Raw genomic sequence first — 12,222 nt, 5'->3', positions numbered from 1 at the left:
CCAACGATTGGAGACCGATCATGTCCATGATCACGATGCCCGGCATGCCGGAGGCGCGCCTGTGAGCCAGGTCACGCTGCGCCACATCGCCAGCGCCACCGGGCTGTCCATTGGCACCGTCTCGCGCGCGCTGAAGAACCAGGGTGGCATGACGGAGGCCACGCGCACGGCCGTGCGCGACGCGGCGCTGCGGTTGGGCTACGACTTTTCGCTATTGAAGAAAGGCCGGATCCGCCGTATCGCGTTCCTGCTCCACAGCCAGCACAACACCCTCACGTCCAGCCCCTTCTTCACGCCCGTGCTGCACGGGGCCGAAGAAGCGTGCCGGCGCGAGGGGATCGCGCTGTCGCTGATCGTCGTCGGGCCGGCCGAGCCGGTGCTGGAACAGATCCGCCTGCACCAGCCCGACGCGATCCTGTGCGCCGGCTTTTTTGAGCCGGAAATCCTCACTGCCCTGCAGCAGACCGGCAAGCCGATGGTGCTGGTTGATATGCACCGGCGCGGCTTCACGTCGATCAACCCGGACAATATCAGCGGCGGCTACCTCGCCACGCAGCACCTGCTGCGGGTCGGGCGCAAGCGCATCGCGATGCTGTCGGGGTCCCTGGCCCACTACAGCATCGGACAGCGCAACCGCGGCTTTCGCCAGGCGCTGTTCGACGCGAAGATGCATGCCGATCCGAACCTCGAAGTGAGCGTGCCCACCATGGGCGAGGGCGACGACGGCGTGATCGAGGCGATGCGCAGCCTGCTGGCGCTGCCGAAGCGGCCCGACGCGCTGTTCTGCTACAACGACAGCACGGCGCTGGTCGCGATGAAGTACTGCCTGGGCGAGGGGCTCAAGATTCCCTACGACCTCGCCATCGTCGGCTTCGACGACATCGCCGCTGCCGCTGCGGCCATCCCGCCACTGAGCACCGTGCGCGTGGACAAGGAGGCGCTGGGTCGCGCCGGCGTCGATGCGCTGCTCGCCAAGCCCGAGCTTCAACAGACCAACTCTCAACAGCCCGGCCTCCAGCAGAGCGACGTGGACGCCACCCAGATAACCCTGCCAGTCGAGATGATCGTGCGCGAGAGCAGCTACGACGACTAGCGTACAACCACCATTCCCCACCATGACCACGTTCCCGAACTTTCGCAGCCCGGACCAGCTGCTCGACCACGCGCGCCACACGATGCGCTTTTACCACCCGCGCGCGATCGATCCCGCCGGCGGCATGTTCCATTATTTCAAGGATGACGGCGCCGTCTACGACCCGCGCCACCGCCATCTGGTAAGCAGCACGCGCTTCGTGTTCACCTACGCGATGGCGTACCGTCAGTTTGGCGACGCGGCTTACCTGGACGGCCTGCAGCACGCGGTGCGCTTCCTGCGCGACGCGCACCGTGCACCGGACGGCAGCGGCTACGCCTGGATGCTCGACGGGCGCGATGTCGAAGACGGCACCCAGCATGCCTACGGTCAGGCCTTTGTGCTGCTGGCGTATTCGCACGCGACGATGGCGGGGCTGGACGAGACGCGCGCCTGGATCGGCGAGACGTTCGACCTGATGGAAGCGCGCTTCTGGAGCGCGGCCGATGGCCTGTACGCCGACGAGGCGAGCCACGACTGGCGCACGCTGTCGACGTACCGCGGCCAGAACGCGAACATGCATGCGGTCGAAGCGCTGCTGGCAGCGCATCAGGCCACCGGCGAAGCGCGCTACCTCGAGCGCGCCTATCTGGTGGCCAGCAACATCACGCAGCGCCAGGCCGCGCGCTGCGGTGGCCTGATCTGGGAACACTACGACGAACAGTGGCAGCCGGACTGGAAGTTCAACATCGACGACCCGGAAAACCTGTTCCGCCCGTGGGGCTACCAGCCGGGCCACTTCACCGAATGGGCCAAGCTGCTGGTGCAGCTCGAAGCACGCGCCCCGGGTGTTCTGACCGGTGACCTGAGCTGGCTGCTGCCAACCGCCGAGCGCCTGTTCAAGGTGGCGGTGGAGAAGGGTTGGGACAACGAGTTCGGCGGCGTCGCCTATTCGCTCGCGCCCGACCTGACCGTCTGCGACAGCCACAAGTACTTCTGGGTGCAGGCCGAAAGCGCCGCCGCAGCTGCGCTCCTGGCCACGCGCACCGGCAACGACGCCTACTGGACCTGGTACGAACGCCTCTGGCAATACAGCTGGAGCCACTTCGTCGACCACGAGCACGGCGCCTGGTACCGCATCCTCGACCGCGAGAACCGCAAGCTCAGTGACGAGAAAAGCCCGGCCGGCAAGGTCGATTACCACACGATGGGCGCGGTCTACGACATCGTCGCCGCGATGAAAGGACCCCGCCATGGTTGATGCGCCGTTCATGCTGTGCGCTGGCGAAGCGCTGACCGACATGATCCACCAGGGCGACGAGCGCTGGGTCAGCCGCGTGGGCGGCTCGACCTGGAACGTGGCGCGCGCGCTGGCGGTGCTGGGCGAGCCGACGGCGTTTGCCGGCGCGATCAGCCGCGACCGTTTTGGCGACGCGCTGTGGACCGCCAGCGAAGCGGCGGGCCTGGACCTGCGCCTGCTGCAGCGCGTGGACCGCGCGCCGCTGCTGGCCGTGGTCGAGGGCGGCGAGCCGCCGCGCTACTTCTTCATCGGCGACGACAGCGCCGACCTGCATTTCGATCCATCGGCACTGCCGGCCGGCGCCTTCGACGGTCTGTGCTGGGCGCACTTCGGCGGCATCAGCCTGGCGCGCGAGCCGCTGGCCGCCACGCTGGTGGCGCTGGCGCGCACGCTGAAGGAACGGGGCGTGTCGATCAGTTTTGATCCGAACTACCGCAACCTGATGGATGCGCGCTACACGCCGACGCTCGAAGCGATGGCCTCGCTGGCCGACCTGATCAAGGTGTCGGACGACGACCTGCGCGGCCTGTTCCCTGGCCTGGGGCTGGACGACGCCCTGGCGCGCCTGCGCGCGTTCAACCCGGCTGCTTATTGCCTGCTCACGCGCGGCGGCCAGGGTGCGAGCCTGTTCCATGGCGATGAGCGCTGCCACGCGCTGGCGCCGAAGGTGGCGGTCGTGGACACGGTGGGCGCGGGCGACGCCAGCGCCGCTGGCCTCTTGCACAGCCTTGCACGCCATCCGCAGCGCGCCTTGCAGGCGCACCTGCACGCCGCACTGGCGGCCGGCTCCGCCGCCTGCCTGCAGGCCGGCGCCACCCCACCGCCACCGGCGGCCATGCACCAACTGTTCGAACTGCTCGAAGGAGAAGCATCGTGATGCCGCATTTCCGTACCCGTTTCAGTGTCCCTACGCTGGTGCTGGCCTGCCTGCTGCCCCTGGGCGCACAGGTCGCGCTGGCGGCCGACAGCATGCCGGTCAACACCTTCATCGGCACCCAGGATGAAGGCAATACCTTCCCCGGCGCCTCCGCACCGTTCGGCATGATCCAGGTCAGCCCGATCGCCGACCACTACGCCGGCTACCGCTACAGCGACAAGCGGATCCGGGGTTTTGGCCACTCGTTCCTGTCCGGCGCCGGTTGCTGGGAGCAGGGCGGGCAGCTGTCGGTGCTGCCGGTTACCGGCACCATCGGCCCGGGCGGCGATTTCGACACCGCCAAGAAAGGCACGTTCGACCACAAGCGCTACGCTGCTGACTACACGCATGACGGCGAAGTGGGCCAGGCCGGCTACTACAAGGTCAAGCTGACCAGCTACGGCGGCATCACGGCCGAAGCGACCGCGCTGACCCGCGCCGCCGCCGAACGCTATACTTATGCGCCGGGCACCAAGACCGGCCACGTGCTGCTCAACGTCGCCCAGGCCAACGAGCGCCATGGCGTCATCGGCAGCGAAGTGCAGGTCGTCGGCGAGCGCGCCGTCGAAGGCAAGATCGTCACCCGCAGTTTCTGCGGCGGCGCCAAGTACACGACCTGGTTCCGCATGGAGTTCGATCAGCCGATTGCCGCCAAGGGCGTCTGGGATGATCGTGGCGGCTGGCCTGGCGCTGCCGGCCCAAGCCAGCAGGGCGAGGCCAAGCCGCATGGCGTCTGGCTGACCTTCGACCTGAAAAACGGCCAGGCCGTGACCGCCGTCAGCGCGATCTCGCACGTGGATGCCGAAGGCGCGCGCATCAACCTCGCCGCCGACGGCAAGACGGGCGACAAAGCCCTGACTTTTGATGCCATGAAGACGAAAGCGCAGGCCACCTGGCAGCGTGAACTCAAGAGCGTGCGCATCAAGGGAGGCAGCAAGGATGACCGCACCGTGTTCTACACGGCGCTGTACCACGCGCTGCTGCAGCCACTGACCGGTAACGACGCCGATGGGCGCTATCGCGGCTACGACGATGCGATCCATACCGCGAAAGACTGGACCTACTACGAATTCTTCTCGCTGTGGGACACCTACCGCGCGCAGAACCAGTTGCTGGCGCTGATCCGCCCCGAGCGCGCGCGCGATATCGCGACCTCGGTGCTGGCGATCCGCGACCAGGGCGGCTGGCTGCCACGTTGGGGCTACGCCAATTTCGAGACCAATATCATGACGGGCGATCCGGTCACGCCGTTCCTGGTCGATCTGTGGCGCTTCGGCGCGCTGAAGGGCCGCGAAGCCCAGGCCTACACGGCGCTGCGCGAAAACGCGTTCGGCGTACCGGCCCACGGCATCCGTCCACAAGGCCGCTCGGGCAACCCGAACTACATGAAGCAGGGCTTCGTGCAGTACGACCGCAGTTTTGTCTCGAAAGGGATGGACACCGACCCGCACCACGGCGCCTCGGCGACGCTCGAATACGCGCTGGCCGACGGCGCGCTGGCCGAGATGGCCAAGGCGCTTGGCCACGAGGACGATGCCCGTGTGCTGGCGCAGCGCGCGCTGAACTGGAAAACGATCTGGGACGCGAACGCGGTCGACGAACCGACCGGCCAGCGCGGCTTCCCACGGCCACGCCTGATCGACGGCAGCTGGTTCGCCGATGTCGGCAGCGGGTTCGACCCGCGCGGCGACCATGGCTTTCATGAAGGCACGGCGTGGCAGTACCAGTGGCTGGCGCCGCAGGACGTGCCGGGTCTGGCGGCAGCGATGGGCGGGCAGGCAGGGGCGCTGGGCCGGCTTGACCAGTTCTTCGACTATCCGGCCGTGCTGGCCGACCCGAACGCCGTGCGCAAGTCGTGGGTGGTGGGGCCGTACAGCTACTACGCCCAGTTCCGCTACAACCCGAACAACGAGCCGGACCTGCACGCACCGTGGATGTACACGCTGATGGGCCAGCCGTGGAAGACGACCACCGTGCTGCGCGCCGCCGAAACGCTGTTCACCAATGGTCCGGGCGGCGTGACGGGCAACGATGACCTGGGCACGATGTCGGCCTGGTACCTGTTCAGCGCACTGGGCATCTATCCGGACATGCCGGGCAGCGGCCGCTTCCTGCTGCACGCGCCGCGCTTTGCCGGCGCCGAGATCGACCTGGCGCAGGGCCGCACGCTGCGCATCGACGCTGCTGGCGCCAAGCCGGGCCAGCGCGGTTTCGTCAAGTCGGTCAACTACGGCGGCCGCGCGGTCGAACGCGTCTGGCTCGACTGGGAGCAACTGCAGTCGGGCGGCGCGTTGAAGTACCAGCTCGCGCCGCAGCCGGATGCGCAGGGCTGGGGCACCCGTGCCCGCGACCTGCCACGTCCGCCCGCCGGCATGGCCCGTTAAGCACCCCGAGCACAATAACAATCATCAGGAGACAGCATGGCCAATATGGCAACGGGCGCGGCACCGGTCGCGCGGCAGGACGGTCCCCCCGGGACGCAACAAGGCAGTAACACGGGGGCGCTCGTCATCGTCACCATCCTGTTCTTCATGTGGGGCCTGATCACGTCGCTCAACGACGTGCTCATTCCGCACCTGAAGGCGGTGTACACGCTGACGTATGTGCAGGCGATGCTGGTGCAGTTCTGCTTCTTCGGCGCATATGCGATCGTGTCGCTGCCGGCCGGCGCGCTGATTCGCCGCATCGGCTACCAGAAGGGCGCCGTCACGGGCCTCTTGGTGGCCGCTGGCGGCTGCACGCTGTTCTATCCGGCCGCTTCCGGTGGCTACGGCATGTTCCTGCTGGCGCTGTTCGTACTGGCCTCGGGCATCACGGTGCTGCAGGTTGCGGCCAATCCGTATGTGGCCGTACTGGGCCCGGCGCGCACCGCGTCGAGCCGCCTGACGCTGACGCAGGCATTCAATTCGCTGGGCACGACAATCGGGCCGGCCGTGGGCGGGGTGTTGATTCTGTCGGCGGCCGGTGCTGCCGCCGTGGCGGGCAGCGATGTTGTTGCAAATGCGGCTGCGGAAGCCGCCAGCGTACGCGGGCCGTACCTGATGCTGGCCGGCCTGCTGGTCGTGCTGGCCGTGCTGTTCCTGATGGCGAAGCTGCCGAAGATTGTCGCGGCAGAGGACGATGGCACGCCGGTGGCAGGTGCCGCCGGCTCGGTGCTGGCGCATCGCCACCTGGTGCTGGGTGCCATCGGCATTTTCCTGTACGTGGGCGCGGAAGTAAGCATCGGCAGCTTCCTGATCAACTTCATCGGCGAGCCGCAGATCGCTGGCCTGGCACACGCCGACGCTGCCCATTACGTCAGCATCTACTGGGGCGGCGCGATGGTGGGGCGCTTCATCGGCTTTGCCGTGATGCGCGTGGTCAGCCCCGGCAAGACGCTGGCGTTCAATTCGGTGGCGGCAATCGTGCTGGTCTTGGTTGGCACGTTCGCGCAGGGCGACATCGCAATGTGGGCGATCCTGGCGGTTGGCCTGTGCAACTCGATCATGTTCCCGACGATCTTCAGCATGGCGCTGCACGGCCTGGGCAAGCACACGGGCCAGGGTTCCGGCATCCTGTGCATGGCCATCGTCGGCGGTGCGCTGGTGCCGTTTGCGCAGGGCGCGCTGGCCGATTCGCTGGGCGTGCAGATCTCGTTCCTGCTGCCGGCCGCATGCTATGCGTTCATCCTGTACTTCGGCGCCCGCTACGCGTCGATGTACGCGCCGAAGTAAGCTTCACGCGTCGTAGCGGTAGCCGAGGCCGTAGATCGAGCGGATCGGCTCCAGCCCCGGGGCCGCCCCGTCAATCTTGCGCCGCAGGTTCTTGACGTGGCTGTCGATGGCCCGGTCGGTGGCGTCGAGATTGTCGGCGCGGGCCGCGTCGAGCAACTGGGCGCGCGACAGCACCTGGCCTGGCCGGCGTGCCAGCGCGGCCAGGATCGCGTACTCGCTTGGCGTCAGGTCGAGGGAGCGGCCGTTGACCTTGACGCTGCGCGCGGCCTCGTCGAGCAGCAGCGGCGCCGGCGCGACGTCGCCGCTTCCGGCGCGGCGCAGGATCGCCTTGATGCGCGCCATCAGTTCGCGCGGGCTGAACGGCTTGCACAGGTAGTCGTCGGCGCCCAGTTCCAGTCCCAGCAAGCGGTCGATTTCTTCGACGCGCGCTGTCACCATCACGATCGGCACCTCCGAAAATGCGCGCACCGCGCGGCACAGCGCCAGACCATCCAGGCCAGGCAGCATCAGGTCGAGCACGATCAGATCCGGTGGCGCCGTGCGGATCGCGGCCAGGGCTTGCGCGCCGTCGCCATGCACGGTCGGGAGATAGCCAGCCGCGCGTGCGTAGTCGGCGATCACGGCGGCCAGCTCCGGTTCGTCCTCGACGATCATGATGGTGCTGTTCATGGCGTGTCCTTTTCAAGCAGCGGCAGCGACACGGTCACGCGCAGGCCGCCCAGTGGCGAATGGGCAAACGACAGCGCGCCGCCCTGCGCGGCGAGCAGGCGCCGGCTCAAGGCCAGACCCAGGCCGGCGCCGCCGTGCGCGCGGCTGCGCGATGCATCGACGCGGTAGAAGCGCTCGGCCAGTCGTGCCAGTGCCGCATCAGGCACGCCCGGCGCGCTGTCATCGAGCGTCAGGTGCAACTGGCCATCATGCACCTGCGCGCTTAGCCGCACGGCGCCGCCGGGCGTCGTGTAGCGCAGACTGTTTTCGAACAGGTTGGCCAGCACCTGGCGCAGGCGGTCCGGGTCGCCCAGCACCTGTGATTGTGCCGGCGCCGGGGCGGTCTCGAACGCCAGGCCGGCCGCCTGGAAGCGCGCGCTGAATGCCTGCGCTTCGGCGGCCGCCAGTTGCCACAGATCGAGCGGCACGCGCTGGCACGCCAGCTCGCCGACATCGGCCCGCGCCAGCGCATACAGCTCGTCGATCAGCTTCGTCAGCGCGTGTACCTGCAGCACCATCGCATCGACAGTGGCTGGTGTGGCCTGGCGCACGCCATCCTGGATCGCCTCTAACTGTGCGCGCAGCACGGCCAGCGGCGTGCGCAGCTCGTGCGACGTATCAGCCACCCATTGACGGCGCGCCGCTTCGGCCTGATCGAGCCGCTCGGCCAGCACATTGAAGTGGCGCGCCAGGTCACCCAGCTCGTCGCTGCGCTGGACCGGCAGGCGCACGGCGTAGTCACCGGCCGCCAGCGCGCCAGCGCCGCGTGCGAGGCGGTCGATCGGGCGTCGGAAGTGGCGCGCCAGGCCGATCGCGGCCAGCGCACTGAGTACAAGGGCCAGCCCGCCGATCAGCCACAGGCTGCGCTGCAACTGGTCGAGAAACGCGAACGCCATCGCGTCGCTGGGCCGCGCGCTGCGCGCAACGCCGAGATAGCCGATCGTGCGGTCATCGACGGTGATCGCGCGCCGGGCCAGTGGCAGGTTGCCCGGCGGGCGGCCGGCGAGATAGCCGCCATTCGCATCGAGCAGCGTGATGCGTGTGTGCAGGTCGGCGATCACGCCGGGTGGGGCGGGTGGAGGCGGCGGTAGCGGTGGCATGGGCGGGCCGGCTCGCGTGTGCAGGGGAGCGGCGGGTGCCGCAGGCGCTGCGGGGTCCACTGGCGGCACTGGCCTGACCGGCCCGACCGGCGGCGCCGGCTTCCCGCGTACGGACTGCAGGCGCGTCAATTCGCCGCCGATCCAGTCGCGCCGGTCGTCGCCAAGCGGCAGGAATGTCCAGTCGCCATGCTGGCTGTACTGGCGCGCTACCGCGCCGGAGAGTTCATCGAGGCGATCCAGTTCGATCGCCACCGCGTAGTCGCCGAAACTGCCCAGCACATTCTGGCGCAGCAGCAGTACGGCGGCGGCGGCCACCGTCAGCATGGCAAGGAGCACGGAGGCAAAGAGGCGGTGGCCGATGGCGATTTTCACGGGCGGGCAAGGAAGTGGTAATGGTGCATGGTAAGCCATCAGCATCGCGACGCGGCATGTTGAGTGCGCATGAGGTTTGGCGGCGACTGTCAGCCTTTCTGGACTAGCCCCTGATCGAATGACCAGCGGGCATCGCCGCGCCCGTATGATGCGTTGTTGATGTGCCAGCCGGATACCAGCGCGCCCGCAGTTGCATGAACGGCGTCTCAATCACGCGGTACAGCACCCAGCCGCCCAGGATGCCGGCCGCCATGACCGCTGCAATGGTCAAGGGTGCGCCGGGATCGATGCGCCTGCTGATCAATTCCGGCCGCAAGGCCATGAACACCGGCTTGTGCATCAGGTAGATGGCGTAGGACCACAGGGCCAGGCTGGCCGCGCCGGGAATGCGCGCCCGGTTCAGGATCGAGCCGGGGCTGAGCGCTGAACAGGTCAGCAGCGCGAAGCTGGCGGCGACCAGTGAAAACCCGAAGGTGGATGCCGCGAAAGCCGTCGGCACGTCGTTCGTTATTCCGTACAGCACAGCTGCCGACATCGCCAGGCCCGCTACCAGGAGCGCATTCCCGTGGCGCAGGATGCGTGCAAAGGCCGCCGGATGGAAATTCTTCAGCATCGCGATGGCGACACCGGGCAGCAATTCGTCGAAGCGGGAAAAGCTCGAGTAGTACACCGGTGCCGCAAAGGCATCCATCCCATCCAGGAACGCCGTGCCGCGCACCGTCATGCCGGTGCAGATGGCGGCAAGCAGGGCGCACCAGAGCAGGCGCGGCGAGCGCCCGCTGCCGACCAGTATCAGCACTGCCAGCGGGAACACCAGGTAGAACTGCTCTTCGATGCACAGTGACCACGAGTGCGTGAAGGTTTCCCCGTAGTTCAAACCGAAGTTCTGGGTGAAGGTGAGGAACTGCCAGACCGGCGCCATGCTCTTGCCGGCGATGGGACTATCCGGCAGCAGCAGGTACACGGCCAGCACCGCGTAGTAATTCGGCAGTGTGCGCAGCAAGCGGCGTGCGAAGAAGGTTGTCAGGTCCAGGTGGTCGCCACGTGCGGCCGGCGCCAGCAGCTGATTGCCGATCAGGTAACCGCTCAGCACGAAAAACAGGTCGACGCCGGCCCAACCGATTTTCCCCATGAAGCCGAAGGTCGGCGCGTGGCTGACGAAGCCCTGGTAGTGCGACATCAGGACCAGCGCGATGGCAAGCGCGCGCAGGGTGTCCAGCCCGGCGAACCGGGCGGAAGGGGATTGAAGCTGCATCATGCGGATGTCTTGTCGAGGTGTTGTAGCGCTTCCGCCAGGGCGGGCATATAGGTGCGGCTGGCGCGCAGCACGCTGCCGTCATGCAGGCGCAGCAGGGCGTCGCGGTTGGTCAGCGAGCGCAGCTCGGCGATCATGTCCAGCCGCACGATGGTCGAGCGGTGCACACGGTGGAACTGGCGCGCATCGAGCTGCATGGCCAGGTTGTGCAGGCGCTCGCGAACCAGCCAGGTCTTGCCGTTCGCGTGCAGGGTGGCGTAGTCACCGTCGGCCTCGATGCGCTCGACCTGCGCCACCGGCACCAGCACCGTGCGCGCGCCGACACGCACGGTAAAGCTGCGCAGCGCCGGCGCGGCTGGTGGCAACGTACGGCCATGGGCGCGATAAGGAAAGGCCTGCTGCGCGCGGTCCAGGGCTTCATCCAGGCGTTCGTCATCGACCGGCTTGAGCAGGTAATCCAGGGCGGCCAGATCGAACGCCTGCAGGGCGAAGCTGTCGTAGGCGGTCAGCAGGATCGCCATCGGCCGCTGTGCCGGCGGCAGCGCGGCCAGCACCTCGAGCCCTGTCTTGCCTGGCATCTCGACATCGATGAATACCAGGTCGGGCCGCAGCGCCAGGATGCCGGCATGGGCGCTGTCGCCGTCACCGAACTCACCGACGAGCGCGAAGCCGCTGCGCCGCGCGAGCCTGAGCTTGACCGCCAGCCTGGCCAGCGGTTCGTCGTCGACAATGACGACCCGCATGTTCATGCTGCCGTCTCCATGCTGCGTAGCGGCAAGGCGATACGCACGCCGAAGCGGCCGTCCTGTCCCCATCCAGCCTCTACTTCCTGCTCGTCGCCGTACAGGTGGCGCAAGCGTTCCCTCACGTTGGCCAAGCCGATACCGCAGCCCGGCTGCGCCGGCTGCTGACCGTCGTTGCGCACCTCGACCAGCAGGCGCCCGCCGACATGCTGAAGACGGATGTCGAGCCGCCCGGGAACCGACAGCGGCGCGATGCCGTGACGGATCGCGTTCTCGACCAGGGGCTGCAGCATCAGGTAGGGCATGACGTTGTCGAGCAGGTCCGGACCGGCTTTCATGCTCAAGCACAGGCGCTCGCCCAGGCGTGCCTGTTCGATCTTGAGATAGGCGTCGAGCAGGGCCAGTTCTTCCGCGAGAGAATGCTCGTGGCGGCCGTCGTGCGCAAGCGTGGCGCGCAGAAAGTCGGCCACGCAGCCGAGCATGCGGTTGGCTTCGCGGTTGGACTGGGCCGACACGAGCGCGGAAATCGCGTTCAGGGAGTTGAACAGGAAATGGGGGTTGACCTGCAGGCGCAGCGCGCGCAGCTGGGCGTCGCGCGCTGCGGCCTGCGCCTCTGCCAGATGCAGGCGCACTTGTTGCAGCGACAGGTAGTAGGCCGCCACTGCATGCACGGCGCAGAACGCGATCAGGGCCAGCCAGCAGCCGTCCAGACCCTCAGCCAGTTCATTCCAGCGGTAGTGCTTTTGCAGCCCGAGCCAGATGCCCAGGCCCTGTCCCAGCACGGCGTTCAGGATAGACATGGCGTAGCTGGCGGCCAGCAGCACCAGCGCCATGCGCAGCCAGGGCCAGTCACGGCGCCACATGGCGCGCTGCAGCAGCGCCAGCGGAATCAACCACACCAGGCAGGCAACGAAGTACAAGCTGCGGAAAGCCGCAGCATACTCGTAGCCAAAGACAGGCAGCCCGAGGATGGCCATGCAGGCGGCGACCGGCAGGGCGGCCAGCACGGGGACGAACAGGGGCGTTTCGACTTTCATGCCGGC

10 protein-coding genes are annotated in these 12,222 nt (G+C 67.7%); 5 read left to right on the top strand and 5 right to left on the bottom strand.

Annotated features, from left to right (window positions below; genetic code table 11):
• The first annotated feature begins 61 nt into the window (after positions 1-61).
• Genes AC56LH_RS12550 through AC56LH_RS12530 form a run of 5 tightly spaced genes read left to right on the top strand, consistent with a single transcriptional unit; the run spans position 62 to position 7,001 of the window.
• Positions 62-1,093, top strand: a complete 1,032-nt coding sequence (locus AC56LH_RS12550; RefSeq protein WP_183555460.1) for a LacI family DNA-binding transcriptional regulator — start codon at positions 62-64, stop codon at positions 1,091-1,093.
• A gap of 22 nt (positions 1,094-1,115) precedes the next feature.
• A complete protein-coding gene (locus AC56LH_RS12545; RefSeq protein WP_499646465.1) occupies positions 1,116-2,333 on the top strand; it encodes an AGE family epimerase/isomerase in 1,218 nt (405 codons plus the stop codon).
• The gene (locus AC56LH_RS12540; protein ID WP_499646463.1) at positions 2,326-3,249 is read left to right on the top strand and encodes a carbohydrate kinase family protein; all 924 of its coding nucleotides are present in this window, start codon (positions 2,326-2,328) and stop codon (positions 3,247-3,249) included. The genes AC56LH_RS12545 and AC56LH_RS12540 overlap by 8 nt, the downstream gene beginning before the upstream one ends.
• On the top strand, positions 3,249-5,672 hold the full coding sequence (locus tag AC56LH_RS12535; protein ID WP_499648470.1) for a GH92 family glycosyl hydrolase: 2,424 nt from the start codon (positions 3,249-3,251) through the stop codon (positions 5,670-5,672). Before AC56LH_RS12540 ends, AC56LH_RS12535 begins: the two co-directional genes overlap by 1 nt.
• 36 nt (positions 5,673-5,708) lie before the next feature.
• Positions 5,709-7,001, top strand: a complete 1,293-nt coding sequence (locus AC56LH_RS12530; RefSeq protein WP_499646461.1) for a sugar MFS transporter — start codon at positions 5,709-5,711, stop codon at positions 6,999-7,001.
• Positions 7,002-7,004: 3 nt separating this feature from the next.
• Here AC56LH_RS12530 and AC56LH_RS12525 read toward each other — a convergent pair whose 3' ends face one another.
• The 5 genes from AC56LH_RS12525 to AC56LH_RS12505 form a co-directional block, all read right to left on the bottom strand.
• A complete protein-coding gene (locus tag AC56LH_RS12525; RefSeq protein ID WP_499646459.1) occupies positions 7,005-7,670 on the bottom strand; it encodes a response regulator in 666 nt (221 codons plus the stop codon).
• Positions 7,667-9,181, bottom strand: a complete 1,515-nt coding sequence (locus tag AC56LH_RS12520) for an ATP-binding protein (protein ID WP_499646457.1) — start codon at positions 9,179-9,181, stop codon at positions 7,667-7,669. The genes AC56LH_RS12525 and AC56LH_RS12520 overlap by 4 nt, the downstream gene beginning before the upstream one ends.
• A 103-nt stretch (positions 9,182-9,284) precedes the next feature.
• On the bottom strand, positions 9,285-10,439 hold the full coding sequence (locus AC56LH_RS12515) for an acyltransferase family protein (RefSeq protein WP_499646456.1): 1,155 nt from the start codon (positions 10,437-10,439) through the stop codon (positions 9,285-9,287).
• Entirely contained in the window at positions 10,436-11,185 is a 750-nt protein-coding gene (locus AC56LH_RS12510) for a LytR/AlgR family response regulator transcription factor (RefSeq protein WP_499646454.1), read from the bottom strand. Before AC56LH_RS12510 ends, AC56LH_RS12515 begins: the two co-directional genes overlap by 4 nt.
• Positions 11,182-12,216 (bottom strand): sensor histidine kinase, encoded by a 1,035-nt coding sequence (locus tag AC56LH_RS12505; protein ID WP_499646452.1) that lies wholly within the window; start codon positions 12,214-12,216, stop codon positions 11,182-11,184. Before AC56LH_RS12505 ends, AC56LH_RS12510 begins: the two co-directional genes overlap by 4 nt.
• Positions 12,217-12,222: the final 6 nt, after the last annotated feature.

This window comes from Telluria sp. LT1R51-2, assembly GCF_059685775.1.
This window is presented reverse-complemented; position numbering and strand designations above follow the sequence as displayed.

What these genes read in the sequence shown, in the direction of transcription:
- AC56LH_RS12545 (WP_499646465.1), top strand. Translation starts at nt 1,116, where the DNA reads ATGACCACGTTCCCGAACTTTCGCAGCCCGGACCAGCTGCTCGACCAC.
- AC56LH_RS12540 (WP_499646463.1), top strand. Translation starts at nt 2,326, where the DNA reads ATGGTTGATGCGCCGTTCATGCTGTGCGCTGGCGAAGCGCTGACCGAC.
- AC56LH_RS12535 (WP_499648470.1), top strand. Translation starts at nt 3,249, where the DNA reads ATGCCGCATTTCCGTACCCGTTTCAGTGTCCCTACGCTGGTGCTGGCC.
- AC56LH_RS12530 (WP_499646461.1), top strand. Translation starts at nt 5,709, where the DNA reads ATGGCCAATATGGCAACGGGCGCGGCACCGGTCGCGCGGCAGGACGGT.
- AC56LH_RS12525 (WP_499646459.1), bottom strand. Translation starts at nt 7,670, where the DNA reads ATGAACAGCACCATCATGATCGTCGAGGACGAACCGGAGCTGGCCGCC.
- AC56LH_RS12515 (WP_499646456.1), bottom strand. Translation starts at nt 10,439, where the DNA reads ATGATGCAGCTTCAATCCCCTTCCGCCCGGTTCGCCGGGCTGGACACC.
- AC56LH_RS12510 (WP_499646454.1), bottom strand. Translation starts at nt 11,185, where the DNA reads ATGAACATGCGGGTCGTCATTGTCGACGACGAACCGCTGGCCAGGCTG.
- AC56LH_RS12505 (WP_499646452.1), bottom strand. Translation starts at nt 12,216, where the DNA reads ATGAAAGTCGAAACGCCCCTGTTCGTCCCCGTGCTGGCCGCCCTGCCG.